Here is a 22,749-nt window from a genome sequence, read left to right on the forward strand (position 1 = left end):
CGGTCTGCCGAGGCTGTCAGCGGTGCCCCGTACCGTTGACGCATGGATCTTCGACTGCCCGGCCCGCCGCGGCGGCCCCGGCGGCTGCTCGCCGCCGCGGCCGCCGTCCTCGTGCTCGCCGGGGCCGGGACATGGACGGCCGCGTCGGCCGACGGCGACGCGCCCTCCGTACGCCGGACCGACCAGGTGATGACCGTGGCCGACGGGGTGCGGATCGACACCTCGTACTTCACGTCCGCGACAGCCGGCCGCCGCCCCGCGGTGCTGCTGGGGCACGGCTTCGGCGGCAGCAAGGACGACGTCCGCGAGCAGGCCGAGGACCTCGCCCGCGACGGGTACGCGGTCCTCACCTGGTCCGCCCGCGGCTTCGGCGCCTCCACCGGCAGGATCGGGCTGAACGCCCCGCGGGGCGAGGTCGCCGACGTCTCGAAGCTGATCGACTGGCTGGCCGGCCGCCCCCAGGTCCGGCTGGACGAGCCCGGCGACCCCCGCGTCGGCGTCGCCGGCGCCTCCTACGGCGGGGCGATCGCCCTGCTGGCCGCCGGACACGACGACCGGGTGGACGCCCTCGCCCCGGCGATCACCTACTGGAACCTCTCCGACGCCCTGTTCCCCGACGGCGTGTTCAAGAAGCTGTGGGCGGGCGTCTTCGTCACCTCCGGCGGCGGCTGCCGGGCCTTCGAGCCCGGCCTGTGCCGGATGTACGAGCGGGTCGCCGAGTCCGGCACGCCCGACGCCGGGGCCCGCGCGCTGCTGGACGCCCGCTCCCCGTCCGCCGTCGCCGACCGCATCAAGGTGCCCACGCTGCTGGTCCAGGGCCAGTCCGACTCCCTCTTCCCGCTCGGCCAGGCCGACGCAGCGGCCCGCGCGATCCGGGCGAACGGCGCCCCGGTCGACGTCGACTGGATCGCCGGCGGCCACGACGGCGGCGACCTGGAACCGGACCGCGTCCGCGCCCGGGTGACGGCCTGGTTCGACCGCTACCTGAAGGACGAGAAGTCCGCCGACACCGGACCCGCCTTCCGCGTCACCCGCACCGGCGGCATCGACAGCACCGACGGCACCGCCCAGCTGCGCGGCGCGAGCTCCGACACCTACCCGGGCCTGCGCTCCGACCCCCGCGAGATCACCCTGCGCGGCCGGGGGCAGACCTTCGCCAACCCGGCCGGCGCCAGCCCGCCCGCCGTCTCCGCCCTGCCCGGCCTCGGCACCGGCGGCGGCCTCGCCCAGCTGTCCTCCCTCGGCGTCGGCGTCTCCCTCGACTTCCCCGGCCAGCACGCCCGCTTCGACTCGGCACCCCTGAAGGCCCCGCTGCGGGTCACCGGCTCGCCGACCGTCACCGTCCACGTCGAGTCCAGCACCGAGGACGCCGTCCTGTTCGGCAAGGTCTACGACGTCGGCCCGGACGGCACCCGGCAGGTGCTGCCCGCCCAGCTCGTCGCGCCCGTCCGGGTCGAGGGCGCCCGCGAGGGCAGGGACGTCACCCTCACCCTCCCGGTGATCGACCACGAGATCGACAAGGGCCACCGGCTGCGCCTGGTCCTCGCCTCCACCGACCTCGGCTACGCCTCCCCGGCCGCCCCGGCGACCTACCAGGTCTCCGTCACGGGCCCCCTGTCGGTGCCCACCGCCCCGCGCGTGGAGACCGCCGCCGCGCCCCTGCCCGCCTGGGTGTGGTGGCTCCCGGCCGCCGCGGCCGTCGTCGCCGCCGCGCTGCTGCTCGGCGCCCGCCGCCGCACCGCCGCCCCCGCGCCCGACCCGGCCCTGGCCGAGGTGCCCCTCCAGATCACCGACCTGAGCAAGAAGTACGCCAAGGGCGACCGCTACAGCGTCCGCGACCTGTCGTTCCGGGTGGAGAAGGGCCAGGTCCTCGGCCTCCTCGGGCCGAACGGCGCGGGCAAGACCACCACCCTGCGCATGCTGATGGGCCTGATCCGGCCCGACGGCGGCGAGATCCGCGTCTTCGGCCAGGCGATCCGCCCCGGCGCGCCCGTGCTGTCCCGGGTCGGCGCGTTCGTCGAGGGCGCCGGCTTCCTGCCGCATCTGTCCGGCCGGGAGAACCTGGAGCTGTACTGGCGTGCCACCGGCCGCCCGCCCGAGGACGCCCACCTGGAGGAGGCCCTGGAGATCGCCGGGCTCGGCGACGCGCTCGCCCGCGCGGTGCGCACCTACTCCCAGGGCATGCGCCAGCGCCTCGCCATCGCCCAGGCCATGCTCGGCCTGCCCGACCTGCTGATCCTCGACGAACCCACCAACGGACTGGACCCGCCGCAGATCCGCGAGATGCGCGAGGTGATGATCCGCTACGCCGCCGTCGGCCGCACGGTCATCGTCTCCAGCCATCTCCTCGCCGAGGTGGAGCAGTCCTGCACCCACCTCGTCGTGATGGACCGCGGCCGGCTGGTTCAGGCCGGCCCGGTCGGCGAGATCACCGGCAACGGCGACACCCTCCTGGTCGGCACGTCCGAGCCGCTGGAGGAGGTGGTCGTGGACAAGGTGGCCGCCCTGCCCGGGGTCGCCACCGCCACCCGCACCGAGGAGGGCCTGCTGGTCCGGCTGGCCGGCGACAGCGCCGACGGCACCCCGCAGCGCCTGGTCGCCGAACTGGTCCGGCTGGACGTGCCCGTCACCTCCGTCGGCCCCCACCGCCGCCTGGAGGACGCCTTCCTCACCCTGATCGGAGGTAGCGCATGAGCACGCTCACCGAGGCCGCCTCCGGCTACCGGGCGGCCCGCACCCTGCCCCTGCGCGTGGAACTGGTCCGCCAGCTGCGGCGCCGCCGCACCCTGGTCATGGCCGCGATCCTCGCCGCCCTGCCCTTCGTGCTGGTCGTCGCCTTCGCCATCGGCGGCGAGCCCGGCGCCCGCAACGACCGGGTGACCCTGCTGGACACGGCCACCGCGTCCGGCGCCAACTTCGCCGCGGTCAACCTGTTCGTGTCGGCCGGCTTCCTGCTGGTGATCCCCGTCGCCCTGTTCTGCGGCGACACCGTCGCCTCGGAGGCCGGCTGGTCCTCCCTGCGCTATCTGCTGGCCGCCCCCGTGCCCCGGGCACGGCTGCTCTGGTCGAAGCTGATGGTCGGGCTGGGCATGAGCCTCGCCGCGATGATCCTGCTGCCGGTCGTCGCCCTCGCCGTCGGCACCGTCGCCTACGGCTGGGGCCCGCTCGCGATCCCGACCGGAGGCCAGCTGGACGCGGCGACCGCGGCGCAGCGGCTCGTGGTGGTCGTGGGCTACCTCTTCGTGTCCCAACTGGTCACCGCCGGACTCGCGTTCTGGCTGTCCACCAGGACCGACGCCCCGCTCGGCGCGGTCGGCGGCGCGGTCGGCCTGACCATCGTGGGCAATGTGCTGGACGCGGTGACCGCCCTCGGCGACTGGCGCCACTTCCTGCCCGCGCACTGGCAGTTCGCCTGGGCCGACGCGATCCAGCCCCGGATGGAGTGGTCCGGCATGATCCAGGGGACCGCGCTCTCCATAACGTACGCCCTGGTGCTGTTCGCGCTGGCCTTCCGCGGTTTCGCCCGCAAGGACGTCGTCTCCTAGGTCACCGGAGGGTCACCCACCGGTCTCGGCGGGCCGCTTTCGTGCCCGCTTCGAGACCCATCCGCAACGCCCCGTCGCGCACGTTCCGCGCCCCCACGACGTCACAGTCACAGACGTACCACGACGTCAACGGACCGAGGGGGCACGGAAGATGAAGCGCTACGGCACACGGACGCGGCGGCGCGCGGGGCGGCTCGGCGGCACGCTGACCGCCCTCGCCGCGGCGGGCGGTCTGCTGCTCACCGGATGCAGCGGGAGCGGCTCCGGCAGCAGCCACACCGAGGACAGCTCGATGGGCGAGTCCTCCGGCCTCCCCGCCCCGGCCGCACCGCGGCCGACCGGCGGCGACGACGAGCAGGGCCTGCGCGAGGACACCGAGCGGGCCCCCGACCTGCTCTCCACCTTCGCCCTCGACGTGGACACCGCCTCCTACGGCTACACCCGCCGCGTCCTCGCCGAGGGCCGCGCCCCCGAACCCTCGCAGGTGCGCCCGGAGGAGTTCGTCAACAGCTTCCGCCAGGAGTACGAGCGTCCCGACGGCAACGGCTTCTCGGTGTCCGTGGACGGCGCCCGCACCGCCGAGGACGACTGGTCGCTGGTCCGCGTCGGCCTCGCCACCCGGCTGCCCGAGGAGAGGGGCGAACGCCCGCCCGCCGCGCTCACCTTCGTCGTCGACGTCTCCGGCTCCATGGCCGAGCCCGGCCGGCTGGACCTCGCGAAGCGATCCCTCGGCGTGATGACCGACCGGCTGCGCGACGACGACTCCGTCGCCCTGGTCACCTTCTCCGACGAGGCCGAGACCGTGCTGCCGATGACCCGGCTCGGCGGCCACCGCGAGGAGATCCACGGCGCCGTCGACCGCCTGGAGGTCCTCGGCTCCACCAACCTCGGCGCGGGCGTGGAGAACGGCTACGCCACCGCCGTCGAGGGCCTGCGCGAGGGCGCCACCAACCGGGTCGTGCTGGTCTCCGACGCTCTCGCCAACACCGGCGACACCGACGCGGACTCCATCCTGGAGAAGATCGACTCCTCCCGACGCGAGTACGGCATCACCCTCTTCGGCGTGGGCGTCGGCAGCGACTACGGCGACGCCCTGATGGAACGCCTCGCCGACCACGGCGACGGACACACCGTCTATGTCTCCGGCGAGAAGGAGGCCCGCGAGGTGTTCTGCGAGCAACTGCCCCGCCACGTCGACCTCACCGCCCGCGACGCCAAGGCCCAGGTCGCCTTCGACCCGGCCACGGTGAAGGAGTTCCGCCTGGTCGGCTACGAGAACCGGGCCGTCGCCGACGAGGACTTCCGCGACGACCGGGTCGACGGTGGAGAGGTCGGCCCCGGCCACACCGTGACCGCGCTGTACGCGGTGCGCACCGCGCCGGGCGCGTCCGGCCACCTGGCCACGGCCACGGTCCGCTGGCTCGACCCCGAGACGCGGACCCCGTACGAGCGCTCCGGGCAGCTGGAGGGGGCGTCGCTGCACGAGTCGGTGCGCAGTGCGGCCCCCCGCTTCCAGGTGACCGTGGCCGCGGCCTACTTCGCCGACGCCCTGCGCCGCTCCGGCGAGGCCGAGCGCTATCGTCCGCTGCCCGGCACGCCCGGTCTCGGGCGCCTCGCCGACCAGGCAGAGGAGCTGGCCGACCGCACGGAGGATCCGGCGGTGGGGCAGCTGGCCGACGCGGTGCGGCAGGCGGATCGGCTGATGTGAGTGGTGCGCCGTCCGGCGGGGGCGGGGTGCGGGGCTGTGCTGCGGCTGCGGGCCGGTGGGGGGTTCGCACAGTTCCCCGCGCCCCTTCTGGCCGGGTGGATGGGGCGGTGGGTTTTCGGCTGCGGGCCCGTGGGCTGTTCGCGCGGTTCCCCGCGCCCCTCTATGGGGGTGGGTTTTCGGCTGCGGGCCGGTGCGGGTTGTTCGCGCAGTTCCCCGCGCCCCTTGGGGCGGTGGTGATCTGTCGCGTCGTTCCTCGCGCCCTTGGGGCGGTGGGGGAGGCGGCGGGGTGGTGAACCCTTTGTGCCTTGGCCGTTGAGGATTTCTTATGCGTGAGTAAGTTGGCGTCGCGCCAGGGTCGTTGACCGGCATGCGGGCACCGGGAGCAGCGCACCGATCTGGCCGCCCGCGCGGCGGTCGAGCCGACCAGGGACGGCGCCCGCGCGGTGCGCGAGGCCCGCACCCCGCCCCTGGTCGCAGCCCCGGCCACGGGCATGCGAACGGCGGACCACCGTGGGACCGGTGGCCCGCCGTCGCGGGGGAGGGGGGGAGGCTCAGCCGTTGCCCGCGCCGTTGCCCGAGAGGGCCGAGATGTCGTCCAGGATGTGCGACAGCGGCTCGTCGCCCTTGGCCTGGGTGGAGTTCTCGACGCACTGCTGGTTCTGCGGGGAGGACAGCACGTTGATGTCCTGGACGGCGATCGGGATCGCGCCGACCAGGGAGCCGACGTTGGCCTTCAGCGGCAGACCGACACAGGGCTTGTTCAGCGAGCCCTGGACCAGCGAGAGCTGCGGGCTCATGTCGCCGAACGTGGCCGAGTTGCCGAACTCCTGCGAGGCGCCGTTGCCGCTGGCGGACTGGGTGCCGTCGCCGTCACCGATCGCCATGGCCGGGGAGGCGGCGCCGACGACGGTGGCGGCGATAGCCGCGGTTGCCCACAGCTTCTTCATGATCTTTCCCTTCGAAAAGCGGACCCCGGTGGGGAGTTGCATGATCGACAACGGCAGGAACGGGGCCGGGGTTGCGGAAAACCCCCCGATCGGCGCAGCGCACTCCGATCATGGGACGAACGCCCCCGGACGCGCCGCGACCCGCGCCGCCCACACACCTCCCCCGCCCACTCCGCCCACCCGCGACGGGCCCGGACGTGTGCCCGGGCCGCCTTCGAGCGCGGCTCAGTCGCAGGCCAGCGCGCTGCCGCGCACGGGCGGGGCGGGATCGAAACCGGGCGGGTCCTTGGGCAGGGGATTCTCACCGGCCTCGAGCAGCGGCCGGTCCTCACGCAGCTTGGTGAACATCTCGGCGGACTTCGTACGGTCCCAGGCCAGCGTCGAACCGACCTTCGGGATCTCCGGGTTGAACCCCGCGACCGGCACCGTGGCGAACTCCGTCGCCGAGGGCGGCACCTTCTGCAGGGCCGCCGCCAGCTCCAGCAGCCCGCCCGCGTCGAGTCCCTGCTCCACCTGCCCCATCAGGGTCCGCGCCAGCGGCTTCATGCGCGCGGGGTCGGCGAGCAGACCGCGCCCCTGCAGGCCCCTCAGCGCCGCGACCAGGAACCGGTGCTGGCGCTGGATGCGCCCGAGGTCGGCGCTGCCGTCCGTCTTGCGGGCGCGCACGTACTGGAGCGACTGACCGCCGCCGAGCCTGTGCGTGCCGGGCGACAGGTCGAGCTTGGTGGCGGGGTCCCGCAGCGTGCGCGCGGTGCACACCTCGACCCCGCCGACCTGCTCGACGGAGTCGATGAACCGCCGGAAGTCCACCTGGAGGTAGCTGTCGACCTCCACGCCGGTCATCGACTCGACGGTGTCGACGGCGAGCCGTGGCCCGCCCTCGGCGTAGGCGGCGTTGATCTTCGCGGGGTGGGCCGGGTACTCCCGGCCGTCCGCGTCGCGGTGCGAGGGGATCTCGGCGAGGGAGTCACGGGGCAGGCTCACGACGCTCACCCGGTCCCGGTCGGCCGAGACATGGACCAGCATCAGCGAGTCCGTGCAGTCGCAGGCGACACCGCCCGCGTAGAACTCGCGCTGCTCCTCGGCGGTCGTGGTGTCCCGGGTGTCGGTGCCCATCAGCAGGATGTTCATGGCGCGCGGCGCCTGTCGGTCGGGGAGCACAGCGGCGCCGAGCAGGCCCGCGGTGGTGGCCAGGGCGAGGCTTGGCACGGCGAGCCGCAGGGTCTTATTGATCGTCACGCGACGCAAGGTAAGCCAGCGGGCCGCCGAGAGTTCGGCGGCCCGCTGGGCGGGGCTGCGGAATACAGCCCCAGGGCTCACAGGGTGAGCCCGAGTGGCGCGAAGGGTCAGTGGTTGCCCGTGCCGTTGCCGGCGAGCACCGAGATGTCGTCCAGGATGTGCGACAGCGGCTCGTCGCCCTTGGCCTGGGTGGAGTTCTCGACGCACTGCTGGTTCTGCGGGGAGGACAGCACGTTGACGTCCTGGACCGCGATCGGCACCAGGCCGAGCAGGGAGCCGACGTTCGCCTTGGCGGGCAGACCGATGCAGGGCTTGTTGAGCGAGCCCTGGATGAGCGCCATCTGCGGGCTCATGTTGCCGTACGTGGCCGAGTTTCCGAACGACTGCGAGGCGCCGTTGCCGCTGGCGGAGTGGGTACCGTCGTCGTTGCCGATCGCCATGGCCGGCGAGGCGGCACCGGCAACGGAGGCGGCGACCGCGGCGACGGCCAGAACCTTCTTGATCACTTGCTAAGTCCCTTCTGGAGAAACCCCGTCCACCGGAGCCTCCTGACCAACTCCTCCCGGCGTGCTTGGTTGCCCCCATTCACTCGAATGGCCCACGCGGGCGGAGGTGCGCCAGGGGCATTCGGGGCGCATTCCATGAATGTCCGTCCGCCGGACGATCCTTCCGGGTGAATGCCCGCAACCAATCCCGTGCCCCGGGGTTGATGCGGGAGCAGGCACCCGCTTGACGGGTCAGCAGAACCCGCGTGACGGGACACGAAACCCGCGTGGTGGGTCAGGAAAGGAAAGCGAAATGCTGAAGAAGGCAATGGCCGCTGCGGCGGTCGCCGCGTCCGTCGTGGGCGTGGCGGCGGCGGCCGCCCCCCAGGCGCTTGCCATCGGTAACGACGACGGTACGAAGTCCGCCAGCGGCAACGGCGCCCACTCCGCGTTCGGCAACTCGGTGACCAAGGGCGACATGAGCCCGCAGGCCACCCTGGTGCAGGGCTCCGTCAACAAGCTCTGCGCCGGCCTGCCGGCCAAGGCCAACGTCGGCCCCGTCCTCGGTGTGCTGCTGCCGGTCTCGGCCCAGGACATCAACGTGCTGGCCGCCCCGCAGAACCAGCAGTGCGCCGAGAACTCCACCCAGGCCAAGGGCGACGAGGCGCTGTCGCACATCCTCAGCGACATCTCGGCGCTGTCCGGCAACGGTGTGAAGAACGGCTGATCCACCGTCAGGGGCCGCCCGGAACGAGGTGTTTCACACACCCGTTCCGGGCGGCCCCGTCCATGTCAAACGTATTACCCGCCGAATTTCCTCCGCTCAGGCGAAGCGTTTCCTCAGCTGCTCTCACCGGGCGTCAATTATGTGCGGACGTACGAGTGAATTCCCCCGCGACTCGCGTTCGTCAGTTTCCTCTTCCGTCTATCCCTCGTTCTACAACCTGCCGGTCATGGTGCGGGCCCACTCCAGTCGAGCCCGCTCGGCTTCGGCCGTCAAAGAGGCATGACCGCAGAAGAAGGGAAAGTCCATGAAGAAGACCGCTGCCCTCGTCGCGGGCGCGATCCTGGCCCTCGGCGGCGCCGCTCCGGCCTTCGCCGACTCGGACGCCACCGGCGTCGCTGTCGGCTCCCCGGGGGTCCTGTCGGGCAACGTCGTCCAGATCCCGGTGCACATCCCGGTCAACGTCTGCGGTAACTCCGTGAACGTGCTCAGCCTGCTCAACCCGACGCTCGGCAACGTCTGCGTCAACGACTGACGTCGTTCGACTGCACACCGCGCGGCCGCGCCCAGGCCGGCCCCGGAGCGATCCTCAACACCGTTCCGGGGCCGGCCTTTCTCATCCCATCGAGCAGGAAGAAACGAGCGTGCGTCAGACCCTGAGCAGGGGAATGGTCGCGGCCGCCGCCGCGACGAGCATCCTGGCCCTGTGCGGCAGCCCCGCCCTCGCGGACTACGTGTCCGGCGGGACCGCCTCCGCCTCGCCCGGCGCGACGTCGGGCACCCACCGGACCGCCCCGGACGACTCCGGTCACGGCGAGACCTCGTCCGGCTCCTCCGTGTCCGGCCTGTGCGACGAGGCCTTCGACGCGCTCGCCATGGGCGCCGGCCCCTTCGGACAGCGCTGCGACGACGAGGGCGGCTATATCGACAAGAGCGGCTACGGCGACAACGGCGCCGAGAACTCCTCCGGCGGCGGCTACGGCGACGAGGACTCCGACGGCGGCTACGGCGACACCCCGTCCTCCCCGCCGCAGACGACGTCCCCGCCGCACACCAAGCCCCCGCACACGAAGCCGCCCCACACGAAGCCTCCGCACACCACGCACCCGCCGACGACCCACCCCCCGCACACGAAGCCGCCCCACACGAAGCCCCCGCACACGCACCCCCCGCACACCAAGCCCCCGCACACCAAACCGCCCCACACCAAGCCCCCGCACACCACGCACCCGCCGACGACCCATCCGCCGCACACCACGCAGCCCCCGACGCAGCCGCCCCACACGGGTGGCACCAAGCCTCCCGGCCACCCCGGCGGGCCGCCGCACATGCCCGACACCGGCAGCGGCAAAGCCCTGATCGCCGCCTCGGGAGTCAGCGCCGCGCTGATCGCGGCCGGCGCCCTGCTCTTCCGCCGGGGCCGCAGGACCGGTTCCCACCGCTGAGCGCCGAGCGCTGAGCCACGGCGGGCCCCGGCCGGCCGCCCCGCGCCCCGGGTGGCGTCCCTCGCGCCGTCACCCGGGGCGCCCGTGCGTACGGCGCCCGTGTGGCTCAGTGGCTGCCGGCCCTCTCGTCGTCCACGGGCCGGCCCGCGGCCGGGCCGTTCCCGAGGGGCGCGCCGCCCTGGCGGACCACCCGGGGCGCCCCGGCCGACGGCTCCTGCCGCGGCGCGGGCAGCCGGTCCAGCAGCCGGCCCGCCACATGCCGCGACCACAGCGCGCGCAGCGCCCGGCCCGGCGCCGGGTCGTCCGCGGCGTGCCAGGCCAGCTCCCGGCCCGCGGGCGCCGGCCGCAGAGCGGTGAGCGGGGCGTAGTTCTCCACGACGAACTCCCGCCCCGGCCGCGGCCGCCCCTGCGGCAGCGGACGGTGGGGCAGGTCCAGATGCAGCGCGCGGACGACGTCCAGACCGGCGCCGTCGGCGAAGAGCCGGAACTGGGCGCCGGGGCGCGGGTTGAAGTCCAGCAGGTGGTAGTCGCCGGCACCGCCGAGCCGGAAGTCCAGGTCGAGGACACCGCGGTAGCCGAGCCCCGCGGTGAGGTGCTCGGCGAGCGCCCGCACCCGCGGGTTGGGGGTCCAGGTGCCGACGGCGGTCAGCCCCGCCGCGCGCGGCCAGGAGCGCAGCTTGCGGCCGGACCCGCCCCCGCGCACCGAGCCGCCGCGGTCGGCGTAGCCGTGGAAGAACCAGTCGCGGTTCTCGCCCGGCGGCAGGAACTCCTGGAGCAGCAGCGCGCTGCCCGCCTCCGTGCCGCGCGCGTGCAGCTCCCGCGCCTCGCGGGCGGACCGCACCAGGACCGTGCTGCGCAGTCCGCTGCCGGGCGGCAGCAGCCACGGCCGGCTCCACTTCGCGACCACCGGCAGGCCCAGCCGCCACGCGGCCGAGGCGGCCTCCGCCGGGCTGTCCGGGAGCAGCGTCCGCGGATGCGGTACGTCCAGCGCCGCGCACACCGAGGCCAGCTCCGCCTTGTCGGCGACGTGCTCCGGCGCGGTGCGGGAGGGGCCGGGCAGCAGATAGGAGGAGGCCAGCTCGCCGCGCAGCCGGTCCGCCGCGACCGCGCCCGCGTCGTCCATCGGCACCAGCACTGCCGGGCGCGCGATCCGGGCGGCGACCTTGCGCAGTACCTCCGTGACCACGGCGTCGGACGCGCCGGGCGGCGGCGGGGCGTGCAGCCCGCGCAGAAAGCGCGAGGCACGCACCGGGCTCCGCGCGCAGTCGGCGACCACATGGACCTCCACGCCCGCCCGGCCCAGGGAACGGACCGCCCCGAGCGTCCCGTGGTGGAAGGGATTGCGGTCGATCCGCAGCAGCACCGCGGGAACACGGACATCGAACAGGGGCACGGACGGATTTCCTCACGTCGGATCACCCGGGTGGGCGAGCGGGGCACACGGACGCCGTAACGGCGCTGGCGGGGAGCACATTCATATGACTGAGTGTCAGTACTGAGCGCGAGAGAGAAGAAGGGAGCAGGTATGGCCCCACAGCAACGTCGGTCCCGGTCCCGGCGCCTGGCGCTGGTCGCGGCGACGGCCGCGGCATCGGCCGTCCTGGCGTCCGGTCCAGGTTTTGCCGCGGGAATCGGAGTGGTGGCCGTCGGCGACCCTCCCGCCCCCGCGGCATCTCCCGCGCCCGCGGCGGGCGACCCGGCCCCGGCACAGGCCCCGGCCCCGGCCGCGGCGGCGGAGCAGCGGCCCGCCTTCGGCGCCTACCTCGACTACGGCTCCCGCGGCGTGGCCCGGATCGCGGAGTTCAGCTCCTGGCTGGGCGGCGCCGACGTACGGGTCGGCCACACCTACCTGCCCGGCGACCGCTGGAGCAACATCGAGGGGCTGCCCGGCTTCCTGGACGTGTGGGCCGACTGGCGCACCGCACGTGAGGACCGGATGTTCGTCCTCAACGTGCCCATGCTGGAGCGCAACGAGGAGGGCCTGTCGGACGCCGAGGTGCGCCGGCTGCTGCGGCAGGGCGCGTCCGGGGCGTTCGACCGTCACTTCCGCACCCTGGCCGAACGGCTGGTGGCGCTGCGGGTGCCGGACACGGTGATCGTGCTCGGCTGGGAGATGAACGGCATCACGTACACCCACCGCTGCGGACCGGACCCCGCGGCCTGGAAGACGTACTGGAACCGGATCGTCACCGCCATGCGGTCCGTGCCCGGCCAGGAGTTCAAGTTCGACTTCACGCCGAGCCGTGGGCGCGACGCGGTGCCGTGGACGCAGTGCTATCCCGGTGACGCCACCGTCGACATCATCGGGATGGACGCGTACGACCAGCCGGAGGGCATGTCCTTCGACCAGCAGGTGAAGGAGCCGTACGGGCTCCAGGCCCATGTGGACTTCGCGAAGGCCCACGGGAAGGCCATCTCCTTCCCCGAGTGGGGACTGTTCCGCAACGGCGACAACGCCGAGTACATGCGCCGCATGCTCGCCTGGATGGAGCAGCACAAACCGCTGTACAACACGGTGACGGACTACTGTCCGCACGGCGTGTGGCAGTGCGGGCGCAACCCCGGGGCCTCGGCGGTGTACCGCGAGATGCTGTCGGCCCGCCCGCAGGAGCCGACGCCCGCCCCGACGCCGACGGTGCCCACCCCGACACCGACCACACCCACCCAGCCCCCGGCGAACTGCTCGCCGGTGGAGCTGGGCGACTGGGTCGAGCACTGGCTCGGCGGGAAGCTGTGCCTCAAGTTCGACTGGTGGTCGCGGCTGCGCTGACCGCGCACGCGCCGGGTGGCGGCGGGCCCTCTCAGGACCCGCCGCCACCGTCGTGCTCCTTCCGGCGCAGCAGTTCCTTGGCCCGCTGCCGGGCCGCGACCTCGGCGAGGGCGGCACCGAGCAGCGGGGCGGTGCGCCGACGGGCCAGCAGCAGCCGCTGGTTGACGACCGGTTCGGGACGCCAGTGGTGCTTGTACGGCTCGTTCCCGCGCAGCAGGCTCAGCGTGCCGTGACCGCCGCCGCGGGTGTGCTCGGCGCAGGCGTCCAGGAGCATCACCGCCACGTCCGCCTTCCGCTCGCGCAGCCGGGGGTGGGCGCCGTAGAGATAGCCGCCGGCCAGGCGCGGCGACATCAGGGTCAGATCGACCGCGACCACGTCGTCGTCCAGCCGGAACTCGGTGACCACCGCGTCGCCGGAGCGCACCATCGGGCCGACCGAGCGCGCCAGATGCTCCCCGAACCGGGGCCGCAGATGCTCGCCGGTCACCTTGCGGCCCTGCCACTGGAGCCGGTGCAGCTCCAGCAGCCGGCGCAGCGCGTCGTCCACCCCGTCGGGGCGCACGACGGAGCGGTGCACACCGAGCGCGCGCAGTTTGCGCAGCTTGGCGCGCACCCGCTGCTGCGCCTTGGCGGAGGGCAGCCGCGCGACCAGCTCGTCCATGGGCAGCGCGGGCAGCTCCAGGCACACGGAGTCGCTCACCCGGTGGCGCGGGCCGTCCCAGCGGTCGAAGACCCGCTCGGCGGCGGCGCCCGGCCGGACCTCGCGGAAGTCGATCAGCGCGCTGCGGGCGGCCGCCGCGAGCCCCTCGGTGAGCGCCGCGACCGCGCCCTCGGCGTGCGCGTCGTCCAGCAGGACGTCCGCGTAGTCGGAGATCGCCCCGCCGATCGGCACCAGCGCGGGCAGCGGACGTCGTACGGCCATCAGCGGCGCGGCGGCCACCGGTTCGCCCCCCGGCGCGCGGACCAGGAGCAGCCGCAGCCGCCCGCGCCGGCCGTACGACAGCCACCACGAGTGCAGCCAGGGATGGCTCTGGAACGGTGTCGCGGCGGCGCAACGGCGGTACAGGCGGCCCCAGTCGGCGGCCAGGGCGGCGAAACCGGCGTCGGTGGTGATCAGTTCGGAGGTGTACGACGCCTTCACAGGGCGCCGCGGGTGTCGGCGGCGACGGCCGGGGCGGGCAGGGAGGCCGCGGCTTCCGCGGCGCGCGGGACCCGCCGGGGCCGGACCAGCAGGACCATGCCGCCCAGCAGCCCGCCCGCGCTCGCGCCGACCAGGCCGGTCAGCGCCGGGGACGCGGAGGACGGCTCGACGGGCTTGACGGCACGGGCGAACTGCTGGAGTTCCACGTTGGTGGCGCCCGAACTGTCGGCCGCGTGCCGGGTCAGCGCACGGGAGACGGCGTTGGCCATGTCGGCGGCCAGGTCGGGCCGCGAGGAGGTGGCGGAGACAGCGACCATCGGGGCGTCCGGGGACGTCGCGGTCGTCACGGCGGACCGGAGCGTCGCCGCCGGCACGCCCGCCCACACCTGGGCGTCGCCGAGCACCGCCACCTGGGTGGCGACCCGGCCGTACGCCTGGGCGAAGCCGAGCGCGGCCGCCGGGTCGGCCTTGTCGGCGGGGACGGCGACGACGTACGCGGTCGCGGTGTACGACGGCGTCTTCAGCGCGCCGTACGCGCCGCCCAGCACACCCCCGGCCAGCACGCCGGCTGCGATCACCGTCCACGGCGGCAGGGACCTGGCGCGGGCCAGCGGGCGGGGCGCGCGGTGCTGGGCGGTGGGGTTGTCGGTCATCAGGAGCTCACTTCCTGGGCTGAGGGGGACGACGAGGGGGCGACCGCCGCCGCGTACACGTCCATGAGCCGGGCGGCGCTGCGGGTGATGCTGTAGTGCCGGGCCGCCTCGGGGGCGGTGCGCGGCGCGGGGGCGGACGCGCGGACCTCGGTGACCGCGCGCGCGAACTCCCCGGCTCCGCCCGTGACACGGCGGGCGGTACCGGCCGCGCCCGGCGGCAGGTCCTCGACGGCGGGGCAGGAGGCGTAGAGCACGGGCAGGCCCGCGGCCAGGGCCTCCACCACGGCCAGCCCGAACGCCTCTTCGGGGGACGGCGAGGCCAGCACGTCCATCGCGGAGGTCAGGGAGGGCAGATCGGGGCCCGGCGAGCCGTCCGGCACACAAGGGCGCTCTCCGGTGAACAGCACCCGGTCGGCGACCCCGGCCTCGTGCGCGGTGCGCTGCAGGACGTTCTCCTCGGGGCCGCCGCCGACCAGCAGCAGCCAGTGGTCGCCGGGCAGCAGGGCCAGCGCACGGACCAGCACGTCGAAGTGCTTGCCGGCGGTGAGACGGCCGACACCGCCGACGACGTAGGCGCCCTCGGGCAGGCCGAGGCGCTGGCGGGTGCGATGGCGCAGGAGCGGGTCGAAACGGAAGCGGGTCAGGTCGATGCCGTTGGGGACGACCTCGATCCGGGGCGCCGGCACGCCCCAGCGGCGCAGCCGGTCCGCGACCGTCGGCGAGACGGCGACGGTGGAGCGGCCGAGCCGCTCGGTGGCCAGATACAGGCCGCGCACACCCCGGGTGAGCCGGCGGCCCTCCATCTGGGAGTCGCCCAGCGAGTGCTCGGTGGCGACGATCGCCCGCACCCCGGCCAGCCGCGCGGCGAGCCGGCCGTAGACACAGGCCCGGTACAGGTGCGTGTGGACCAGGTCGTAGCCGCCGCTGCGGATGAGCCGGGCCAGCCGGGGCAGGGCCGCCAGGTCGCGGTTCCCAACCATGGCGAGGTCGGTCACCCGGACCCCGTCGGCGGCCAGCCCCTCGGCGACCGCGCCGGGGTTGGTGAGCGTCACCACGTCGCAGTCGACCGGCAGATGCCGCAGCAGCAGCCGCAGTTGCTGCTCCGCGCCGCCCACCCCGAGCCCGGTGATCACGTGGAGCGCCTTCATCGCGGACCTCCCACGGGCCGCCGGCGCAGCCCGTGCAGCCGGAGCTTGAGATACAGGCGTACGGCGGTGTCGCGCTGCCCGATGTGCACCCGGGGCAGGGCGAGCGGACCGGTCAGCGGGCCCGGGTCGATGGCACAGGCGTAGTCGTAGCCCGCGACCGCGACGGCGTCGACGACCCGGCGGTCGACGGTCCCGTACGGGTAGCAGAACCCGGCGACCGGAGCACCGGTCAGCTCCGCGAGCAGCGTCCTGCTCTCCCCGAGCTCGGCGGCCAGCACCCGGTCGTCCGCCTCGGTCAGGTCGACGTGGGTGAGACCGTGCGAGCCGATCTCCACGCCCTCGGCGGCCGCGTGCCGGATGCCGTCGGCGGTGAGCAGGGGCTTGCGCGGGCCCAGTGGGTCCCAGGCGTTGTCGCCGCCGAGCCGGCCGGGCAGCACGAACAGGGTGGCGTTGCAGCCGTGGCGGCGCAGCACCGGCAGGGCGGCGTCGACGAAGTCGGCGTACCCGTCGTCGAAGGTCAGCCCGACCAGCCCCTGCGCCCGGCCGCGGGCCCGGGCGGCCAGCAGTTCGGCCATCCCGACACCGGTCAGACCGCGTCTGCGCAGCCAGGCCAGCTGTCCGTCGAGCCGTTCGGGGGTGACGGTGATGCGGTAGGGGTCGTCGGCGCAGTCGGCCACCGAGTGGTACATGGCCACCCAGGGGGCGGACGTCCTCGACGGTGATCTGCCGGTGTCAACGGTTACGGCCATAGGGGCGCCTTAGGGTCGCGGGACGTACGGATCGGAGTGCCGGTGCGATGCCCTGGGCGCCCAGCGCCCAGCCCAGCAGGACGAAGACGATGGTGACGGTGGTGCCGCCCGCGGCCAGGCCGGGCAGCGCCCCCTCGAAGCGGCTCGCGGCGAACGCCCCGGCGGCGCCCGCGGCCAGCGCCGCCAGCACCGGACGGCTCAGCTCGCCCAGCACCGGCCGGAGCCGGACGGGGACGCCCCGGCCGCGCGTGCCAGCCAGCATCAGCGCGGCGGTGACGGTGATCCCGGCGGCGTTGGCGGCGGCGATGCCGAGCACCCCCCAGGGGCCGACGGCGAGGACGCCGGTCCAGGTCGTGGCGAGGATGCCGAGGGCCATCGCGCCGACCGGGTACCAGCTGGCGCGGGCCGCGGAGAAGTAGGAGCGGGCCAGGACCCCGACCAGGGTCTGCCCGAGCAGTCCGAGCGCGTACACCCGCATGACTCCGGCCGTGGCCTCGGTGTCCCGCGCGGTGAACGCGCCGCGCTGGAAGAGGAGTTCGATCATCTGCGGGGCGCACGCGACCACCGCCGCCGTGCCCAGCAGCACCATGCACGCGGCCAGCGCCAGGTCCCGCTCCACCCGGCCGCGGGCGCGCTCGGTGTCGCCGTCGGCGAGTGCGCGGGCGACCACCGGGAAGGTGACCGTGCACAGCATCAGCGACAGCACCATCGGCATCTGCGCCACCTTCTGGGCGTAGTTGAGATGCGAGATGGCGCCGGAGGGCAGGTGCGAGGCGAGGAACCGCTCGACGAGGATCTGGGACTGACGGCACAGGGCGAACAGCAGCACGGTGGCGACCAGGGCGATCCCCACCCTGCGGTCCCGCTCCCGCCCCCGGCCCGGCTCGCGCGGCGCGGTGCGGCGCAACTGCCGCATCAGCGAGGGGAGCTGGACGAGGAACATCAGACAGCCGCCCACCGCCACACCGGCCGCCGCCGAGCGCACCCCCCAGCGCCCACCGAGGACGAACATGCCGGTGATGATGCCGGTGTTGTACGCGACGTAGATCGCCGCCGGGGCGAGGAAACGGCGGTGCGCCCGCAGGACGGCGCTGCAGTACCCGGCGAGACCGAAGCTGACCACGCAGGTCGCGGTGAGCCGGGTGCAGTCGACGGCCAGGCCGGGGTCGGGCAGGCCGGGGGCCAGGGCCCCGACCAGCCACGGCGCGATCAGCACCAGCAGTCCGCCGGCCGCGACCAGGGCCAGGGCCAGCCGGGGCAGGGTGGCCGCCACCAGCGCCCGCACCGGGTCCCCGCCGCCTCCCCGGGCCCGCCGCGCCAGGGCCACGCTGAACGCGGGGATCAGCGCGAACGCGAGGCCGTCCTCGATCAGCAGGGTGGCCGCGAACTCCGGCACGGTCCAGGCGACCAGGAACGCGTCCGTGCCGCTCCCCGCCCCGAACAGCCTCGCCAGCGCCTGGTCGCGCACCAGGCCGAGCACCGCCCCGGCCATCGACAGGAACGCGGTGACCAGCGCGGCACGGGCCAGGAACCGGCTGGTGGGGTGGGGGAGCCCGGCGGGGTCGCCGGGGCGCGGGGGAGGGCCGGCGGGAGGAACGGGAGGAAGGTGCCCGGTGGAGCGGTGGGTGCGGGCGGTGGGCGGGGCCGGAGTACGCGGGTGCGGGGAGGCCTGAGTACGCGGGTGTGGCGAGGCCTGGGTGTTCCGGCCGACTGAGGCGTGCCCGGCCGGTGCCGTGGGGGCGTCCGGGGTGTGCAGCTCTCCGGTGGTGTGCCCGGTCGGGGCGGCGGGACGGGGCGCGGGCCGGGCCGTGGAGGCCGATTTTGCGGTCGGTACGGCGGCTTCGTTCGCCGTCGGTTGTCCGGTCGGTACGGCGGCTTCGTTCGCCGTCGGTTGTCCGGTCGGTACGGCGGCTTCGTTCGCCGTCGGTTGTCCGGTCCGTACGGCAGCCACGTCCGAGGCGTACAGCCTGCCGGTCGCGCGGCCGGTGGGGGCGGTGGGGCCCGCCGCGCCCAGGGGATACCCGGGCTCCTCCCCGGCCCGCTCGCCGGGACGGGCCGGCGGCAGGCCCGCCGCGTCCTCGGCCCGGGGCGGCCGTGAGGGCGTCACGGTCATCGCGCCGCGACCTCCTCGGCGGACGCCGGACCGCCGGGCGCCGCGACCCCCTGCGCGCGGGCCGGGCCGCCGGGCGCCGCGTCCGCTCCGCTCGCCAGTGCCCACCACGCCGCGAGCCCGAAGGACACGGCCGTCAGCACGGTCGAGGGGCCGCCGATGTCGGCGTAGAAGAAGTCGGTCAGCTGCCAGGTCAGCAGGCCGCAGGAGACCAGCGCGCAGTCGAGGCCGGTGCCCGTGCGGTGGGCGCGGGGCAGCCGGCGCAGGGCGCAGACCAGCAGGGCCAGCCAGCTCCCGGCGAGGGCGAGCAGTCCGATCAGCCCCTGCTCGGCGAGGACCAGCAGATACATGTTGTGCGGGGACAGCAGCGGCTGCCTGCGAAAGGCGGCCCCCGCGCCCTCGGTGTCGCTGCCCGAGGACAGGGCGAGCGAGGCGTGCGCGTCGCGGTGCTCGGGGAAGCCCTTGAGACCCACTCCCGTCAGCGGCCGCTCGCGCCACATCCCGGTCGCCGCCGCCCACAGGCTGTACCGGTCGGTGACCGACTGGTCGGGCGCGTCGGTGACCTGGGTGATGCTGGCGATGCGCTCCTGGAGCATGGCCGTGCCGAACCCGAGGCCGCCGACCAGCAGCACACCGGCGGCCAGGGCGGCCGCGGCCGCCTTCAGCGCCCGCCGCGGCCCGGCCAGGCACAGTTGCACCACGCAGGTCACGGCCGTGGCGATCCAGGCGCCCCGGCTGAACGACAGCGCGAGCGGCACCAGCAGCGCGAGGGCGCAGGCCAGGGCGATGGCGCGCTGCCTGAACGGCCCGCGCCCGAGGGCGAGTCCGACCGCGCAGACCAGGCCGAACGACACCACGGTCGCCATGCCCATCACGTCCTGCGCGCCGAAGGTGCCCACCGCCCGCAGCGTCCGGCCCTGGTAGGAGGCGCCGGTGCCGGTGACGTACTGGTGGACGCCGACCGCGCCCTCCCAGCCGGCCAGGGCCACGAACGCCCAGGCCAGCAGCCGGAAGTCGGCCCGGTCCCGGACCAGCAGCAGCACCGCCGCCGGGACCAGCACGAACACCTGGAGATAGCGGCCGAGTCCGGCCAGCCCGGCCCCCGGCGAGGACGCGCCGACCGCGGCCAGCGTCAGCCCCACCACCGGCAGGGCCAGCACGATCGCCGCCGTCCGGCTCAGCGGACGGCGCCGCTGCCGCAGCAGACGGACCGCGCAGAAGCCGACGACCAGCGCGGACAGCGCGTCGGCGGGGCCCGCGCCGCCCTCCCCGCCGGGGGCGATCGGCAGGCCGAGCAGGGCGACCACGGCCACCACCGGCCACACCGGCGACGGTGTCCGGCGGGGTGTCGGCGGCAGGGCGAGGCTCATCGGGTCAGCTCCCCGTCGGGCGGACGAGCGTGGACGCGGTGCGGGCCAGGATGCAGACGTCCTGCCACAGCGACCAGTTGTCGATGTAGGCGTTGTCGAAGCGGGCCCGGTCCTCGATGGAGGTGTCGCCGCGCAGCCCGTTGATCTGGGCCAGCCCGGTGATGCCGGTGCGCATCCGGTGGCGGGCCGCGTAACCGGGATGGGTCTGGCTGAACTGGCCTACGAAGTAGGGCCGTTCGGGGCGCGGGCCGACCAGGCTCATGTCGCCGCGGAAGACGTTCCACAGCTGGAGCAGTTCGTCCAGCGAGGTGCGGCGCAGGAAGCGGCAGAACCACGGCATGTCCCGCTGGTTCGCCACGCTCCAGCGGGTGGCGGCCTCGTGCGCGTCCATCGGGCGGTAGGTGCGCAGCTTCAGCAGGGTGAAGGGGCGCCCGTCCTTGCCGATGCGCTCCTGGCGGAACACCACCCCCGGCCCCGAGATGCACCGCAGCGCCGTCGCGCACACCAGCAGCAGCGGGCTGACCGCCACCAGCAGCGCTCCGGACACCACCACGTCCAGCACCCGCTTGCCGGCGCTGCCGCGCAGGCCCGAGCCGAGCCGCAGCCTGCGGCAGGAGAACCCGGCGAGCAGTTCACGCGCCTCGTGGGCGGGCGAGTCGGCGTCCAGCTCCCACACCGCGCACCCCGACTCGGCGAGCGCCCGCAGCAGCGGCGCCTGCTGCACCCGCGCCGAGGGGTGCACGACGAGGATGTCCCGTACGGCGTTCTGGATGAGCGCCCGCTGCACCTCCCCGCCGGTGGTCAGCACGGGCAGTCCTTCGACGCCCTCGTGGTGGGCCGCGACGACACCGACCGGCCGCACCCCGCAGCGCGGGTGGCGCAGCACGGCCGCGGCCACCCGCTGCGCGGTGGGCGCCGGGCCGACGACGAGAGCCGCGCGGGGGCGGCGCAGCAGCGCGGTCCGGCGCCGCCGGTGCACGAGGGCCCGCCCGGTCATGGCCGTCGCCGACTGCGTCAGGACGCCGAGGGCCAGGGTGCGGGCGGACAGCGCGGCGTGCGGGGAGTACGCCGCGAGAGTTGCGGCCAGGCCCAGCCAGACGACCACGATCCGCCCGCAGACGGCGGGGAGTTCGTCGAGTACGCCCGGCATCCGCACGGTCCGGTGCGGGCGCAGCAGCAACGCCGCGGCCACCAGCAGCCCCACCAGCACCGGGTGCCGGTCGGTCAGGGCCAGGGTGCCCAGCAGCGCGGCCGTGGTGTCGGCGGCGATCAGTGGCAGCGGGGACGCGGGGCGGGCTCTGGGTCTGCGCGCGGGGAACAGGAAGCCCGAGGCGCGGCGATGGCTGCGCGGTACCAGGGTGAGGGGCGTCGGTCCGTGGTCCCGTGCCTGCGTGCCGGGCGAGGGGACGGTGCTTTCCGCGGTCACGAGTGGATGTGCTCCCTGTCCTCGGTGGGCGCGGGACGCGCCGCAGGGTCCTCGGTGAGCGTGGGGCGGGGCGCGGGGGCCTCGGCCGGGCCGGGGTCCCCGGTGGGCGGGAGATCCGCCGCCGGGCAGGCCGTTCGCCGTGCGCCGCCGAGCAGTTCGCGGTACAGGTCCGTGACCGCGCCCGTGGTGTGCCGTACGTCGTGCGAGGCGAGGACGTGGCGGCGTCCCTGGTGGCCGAGGGACTCGCGCTGCATCGGGTCGAGCAGCAGCGCGGCGAGGGCCTCGGCGAGCGCGGCCGGGGCCATCGGGGGCACCAGGCAGCGGGGCGCCAGCCCGGACGGCAGGCTCTCCCGGGAGCCGTCCACGTCCGTCAGCAGCACCGGGCGCCCGCACGCCATCGCCTCCAGCGGCGCCAGCGCCATGCCCTCCCAGCGCGAGGGCAGCACCACCAGATCGGCGGCCTGGTACCAGGGCACGGGGTCGGCCACCGCACCGGCGAACAGCACCGACTCCGGTGCCACCGCGGCGAGTTGCTCGCGCAGGGGGCCGTCCCCGACGAGCGCGAGCCGCGCCCGGGGCACCCGCCGCAGCACCCTGCGCCAGGCCTCGAGCAGGACGTCCTGCCCCTTCTGTTCGCACAGCCGCCCGACGCACACCACCAGCGGGGCGGCGGGGTCGCAGTCCGGCAGCAGGGACGCCCGTACGGTGTCCACGGCGGCCGGGTGGAAGGCCTCGGTGTCGACGCCGTTCGGGACGACGCTCCACCGCGCGGCGATCCCCGCGCGCACCCCCCGCCGCCGCTCGGCCTCGCTGACACACACCGTTCGCCGCGCCCAACGCGCTCCGAACCGTTCCCAGTTGAGGGCGAGCGCGGCGGTGGCGCCGCCGACCGCCTCGAACGACCAGGCGTGCGGCTGGAACACCGTCGGGATCCGCCCGCGCAGCGCGAGCCGTGCCGCCAGACCCGCCTTCGCGCTGTGCGCGTGCACCAGTTCGGGCCGTACCTCCCCGGCCAGACGGCCGAGGGAGCGCACCTCCCGGGCCAGCGCGGGGCCGGGCGAGCGGGTCGCCGGCCAGTGCAGCACCTCGGCGCCGGCCTGGTGCAGCAGGCCGGTCAGCGGCCCGTCGGGGCAGGCCACGCTCACCCGCAGCCCGGCCGCGAGCTGGGCGCCGACCAGCTGGACGACCACCCGGGCCACCCCGCCGTCCACCGGCTGCGTGACGTGCAGGACCCGCGGCGGGGGGTCGGTTGCTGACTGGTGCATGCGCGGTTTCCTCGCTCACGGATG

Annotated in this window: 19 protein-coding genes; 7 read left to right on the plus strand and 12 right to left on the minus strand. The window is 74.9% G+C overall.

The features are described 5' to 3' along the window. The first annotated feature begins 42 nt into the window (after positions 1 to 42). The 3 genes from ACFYR0_RS01355 (at position 43) to ACFYR0_RS01365 (ending at position 5,253) form a co-directional block, all read left to right on the plus strand. Positions 43 to 2,694 carry an alpha/beta fold hydrolase gene (locus ACFYR0_RS01355; RefSeq protein WP_389320387.1) on the plus strand — a complete coding sequence of 884 codons (2,652 nt, stop codon included), beginning with the start codon at positions 43 to 45 and terminating at the stop codon, positions 2,692 to 2,694. Next, complete coding sequence (locus ACFYR0_RS01360) at positions 2,691 to 3,545, plus strand: ABC transporter permease (RefSeq protein WP_389320390.1); 855 nt, start codon at positions 2,691 to 2,693, stop codon at positions 3,543 to 3,545. Before ACFYR0_RS01355 ends, ACFYR0_RS01360 begins: the two co-directional genes overlap by 4 nt. A gap of 151 nt (positions 3,546 to 3,696) precedes the next feature. Further along, a complete protein-coding gene (locus tag ACFYR0_RS01365; protein WP_389320393.1) occupies positions 3,697 to 5,253 on the plus strand; it encodes a von Willebrand factor type A domain-containing protein in 1,557 nt (518 codons plus the stop codon). Positions 5,254 to 5,804: 551 nt separating this feature from the next. Here the strand turns inward: ACFYR0_RS01365 and ACFYR0_RS01370 are convergent. The 3 genes from ACFYR0_RS01370 to ACFYR0_RS01380 form a co-directional block, all read right to left on the minus strand. Next, positions 5,805 to 6,200, minus strand: coding sequence for a rodlin (locus ACFYR0_RS01370; RefSeq protein ID WP_386380632.1), 396 nt, complete (start codon positions 6,198 to 6,200; stop codon positions 5,805 to 5,807). A 225-nt stretch (positions 6,201 to 6,425) separates the two neighbouring features. After that, a complete protein-coding gene (locus tag ACFYR0_RS01375) occupies positions 6,426 to 7,439 on the minus strand; it encodes an LCP family protein (RefSeq protein ID WP_389320396.1) in 1,014 nt (337 codons plus the stop codon). Positions 7,440 to 7,546: 107 nt separating this feature from the next. Beyond that, complete coding sequence (locus ACFYR0_RS01380) at positions 7,547 to 7,945, minus strand: rodlin (protein ID WP_389320399.1); 399 nt, start codon at positions 7,943 to 7,945, stop codon at positions 7,547 to 7,549. 292 nt (positions 7,946 to 8,237) lie between these two features. Between ACFYR0_RS01380 and ACFYR0_RS01385 the strand changes: the two genes are divergently transcribed. The 3 genes from ACFYR0_RS01385 (at position 8,238) to ACFYR0_RS01395 (ending at position 10,093) form a co-directional block, all read left to right on the plus strand. Then, the gene (locus tag ACFYR0_RS01385) at positions 8,238 to 8,651 is read left to right on the plus strand and encodes a rodlin (RefSeq protein ID WP_389320402.1); all 414 of its coding nucleotides are present in this window, start codon (positions 8,238 to 8,240) and stop codon (positions 8,649 to 8,651) included. Between the two features lie 304 nt (positions 8,652 to 8,955). Continuing rightward, the gene (locus tag ACFYR0_RS01390) at positions 8,956 to 9,183 is read left to right on the plus strand and encodes a chaplin (RefSeq protein ID WP_386380628.1); all 228 of its coding nucleotides are present in this window, start codon (positions 8,956 to 8,958) and stop codon (positions 9,181 to 9,183) included. A gap of 109 nt (positions 9,184 to 9,292) precedes the next feature. Further along, positions 9,293 to 10,093 carry an LPXTG cell wall anchor domain-containing protein gene (locus ACFYR0_RS01395; protein WP_389320405.1) on the plus strand — a complete coding sequence of 267 codons (801 nt, stop codon included), beginning with the start codon at positions 9,293 to 9,295 and terminating at the stop codon, positions 10,091 to 10,093. A 106-nt stretch (positions 10,094 to 10,199) separates the two neighbouring features. On the opposite strand, the gene ACFYR0_RS01400 is transcribed toward ACFYR0_RS01395, so the two are convergent. Next, entirely contained in the window at positions 10,200 to 11,486 is a 1,287-nt protein-coding gene (locus tag ACFYR0_RS01400; protein WP_389320408.1) for an ATP-grasp domain-containing protein, read from the minus strand. A gap of 132 nt (positions 11,487 to 11,618) precedes the next feature. Between ACFYR0_RS01400 and ACFYR0_RS01405 the strand changes: the two genes are divergently transcribed. After that, a complete protein-coding gene (locus ACFYR0_RS01405; protein ID WP_389320410.1) occupies positions 11,619 to 12,863 on the plus strand; it encodes a glycoside hydrolase family 26 protein in 1,245 nt (414 codons plus the stop codon). A 31-nt stretch (positions 12,864 to 12,894) separates the two neighbouring features. Here the strand turns inward: ACFYR0_RS01405 and ACFYR0_RS01410 are convergent, their stop codons facing one another. The 8 genes from ACFYR0_RS01410 to ACFYR0_RS01445 form a co-directional block, all read right to left on the minus strand. Continuing rightward, on the minus strand, positions 12,895 to 14,004 hold the full coding sequence (locus ACFYR0_RS01410; protein WP_389320413.1) for a GNAT family N-acetyltransferase: 1,110 nt from the start codon (positions 14,002 to 14,004) through the stop codon (positions 12,895 to 12,897). After that, positions 14,001 to 14,657 (minus strand): lipopolysaccharide biosynthesis protein, encoded by a 657-nt coding sequence (locus ACFYR0_RS01415; RefSeq protein ID WP_389320415.1) that lies wholly within the window; start codon positions 14,655 to 14,657, stop codon positions 14,001 to 14,003. The genes ACFYR0_RS01410 and ACFYR0_RS01415 overlap by 4 nt, the downstream gene beginning before the upstream one ends. Then, positions 14,657 to 15,805 (minus strand): glycosyltransferase, encoded by a 1,149-nt coding sequence (locus tag ACFYR0_RS01420; protein ID WP_389320418.1) that lies wholly within the window; start codon positions 15,803 to 15,805, stop codon positions 14,657 to 14,659. Before ACFYR0_RS01420 ends, ACFYR0_RS01415 begins: the two co-directional genes overlap by 1 nt. Beyond that, the gene (locus tag ACFYR0_RS01425; RefSeq protein WP_389320421.1) at positions 15,802 to 16,554 is read right to left on the minus strand and encodes a polysaccharide deacetylase family protein; all 753 of its coding nucleotides are present in this window, start codon (positions 16,552 to 16,554) and stop codon (positions 15,802 to 15,804) included. The genes ACFYR0_RS01420 and ACFYR0_RS01425 overlap by 4 nt, the downstream gene beginning before the upstream one ends. After that, positions 16,538 to 18,310, minus strand: a complete 1,773-nt coding sequence (gene murJ, locus ACFYR0_RS01430; protein ID WP_389321101.1) for a murein biosynthesis integral membrane protein MurJ — start codon at positions 18,308 to 18,310, stop codon at positions 16,538 to 16,540. Before murJ ends, ACFYR0_RS01425 begins: the two co-directional genes overlap by 17 nt. 353 nt (positions 18,311 to 18,663) lie before the next feature. Next, positions 18,664 to 20,034, minus strand: coding sequence for an O-antigen ligase family protein (locus tag ACFYR0_RS01435; protein WP_389320424.1), 1,371 nt, complete (start codon positions 20,032 to 20,034; stop codon positions 18,664 to 18,666). A 4-nt stretch (positions 20,035 to 20,038) separates the two neighbouring features. Then, the gene (locus ACFYR0_RS01440) at positions 20,039 to 21,460 is read right to left on the minus strand and encodes a sugar transferase (RefSeq protein ID WP_389320427.1); all 1,422 of its coding nucleotides are present in this window, start codon (positions 21,458 to 21,460) and stop codon (positions 20,039 to 20,041) included. Continuing rightward, on the minus strand, positions 21,457 to 22,725 hold the full coding sequence (locus ACFYR0_RS01445; protein WP_389320429.1) for a glycosyltransferase: 1,269 nt from the start codon (positions 22,723 to 22,725) through the stop codon (positions 21,457 to 21,459). The genes ACFYR0_RS01440 and ACFYR0_RS01445 overlap by 4 nt, the downstream gene beginning before the upstream one ends. Positions 22,726 to 22,749 lie beyond the last annotated feature (24 nt).

The sequence above is a fragment of the Streptomyces sp. NPDC005017 genome (assembly GCF_042873115.1).
Classification (GTDB): domain Bacteria; phylum Actinomycetota; class Actinomycetes; order Streptomycetales; family Streptomycetaceae; genus Streptomyces.

What these genes read in the sequence shown, in the direction of transcription:
- ACFYR0_RS01355 (WP_389320387.1), top strand. Translation starts at nt 43, where the DNA reads ATGGATCTTCGACTGCCCGGCCCGCCGCGGCGGCCCCGGCGGCTGCTC.
- ACFYR0_RS01360 (WP_389320390.1), top strand. Translation starts at nt 2,691, where the DNA reads ATGAGCACGCTCACCGAGGCCGCCTCCGGCTACCGGGCGGCCCGCACC.
- ACFYR0_RS01365 (WP_389320393.1), top strand. Translation starts at nt 3,697, where the DNA reads ATGAAGCGCTACGGCACACGGACGCGGCGGCGCGCGGGGCGGCTCGGC.
- ACFYR0_RS01370 (WP_386380632.1), bottom strand. Translation starts at nt 6,200, where the DNA reads ATGAAGAAGCTGTGGGCAACCGCGGCTATCGCCGCCACCGTCGTCGGC.
- ACFYR0_RS01385 (WP_389320402.1), top strand. Translation starts at nt 8,238, where the DNA reads ATGCTGAAGAAGGCAATGGCCGCTGCGGCGGTCGCCGCGTCCGTCGTG.
- ACFYR0_RS01390 (WP_386380628.1), top strand. Translation starts at nt 8,956, where the DNA reads ATGAAGAAGACCGCTGCCCTCGTCGCGGGCGCGATCCTGGCCCTCGGC.
- ACFYR0_RS01405 (WP_389320410.1), top strand. Translation starts at nt 11,619, where the DNA reads ATGGCCCCACAGCAACGTCGGTCCCGGTCCCGGCGCCTGGCGCTGGTC.
- ACFYR0_RS01415 (WP_389320415.1), bottom strand. Translation starts at nt 14,657, where the DNA reads ATGACCGACAACCCCACCGCCCAGCACCGCGCGCCCCGCCCGCTGGCC.
- ACFYR0_RS01420 (WP_389320418.1), bottom strand. Translation starts at nt 15,805, where the DNA reads ATGAAGGCGCTCCACGTGATCACCGGGCTCGGGGTGGGCGGCGCGGAG.
- ACFYR0_RS01425 (WP_389320421.1), bottom strand. Translation starts at nt 16,554, where the DNA reads ATGGCCGTAACCGTTGACACCGGCAGATCACCGTCGAGGACGTCCGCC.
- ACFYR0_RS01435 (WP_389320424.1), bottom strand. Translation starts at nt 20,034, where the DNA reads ATGAGCCTCGCCCTGCCGCCGACACCCCGCCGGACACCGTCGCCGGTG.
- ACFYR0_RS01445 (WP_389320429.1), bottom strand. Translation starts at nt 22,725, where the DNA reads ATGCACCAGTCAGCAACCGACCCCCCGCCGCGGGTCCTGCACGTCACG.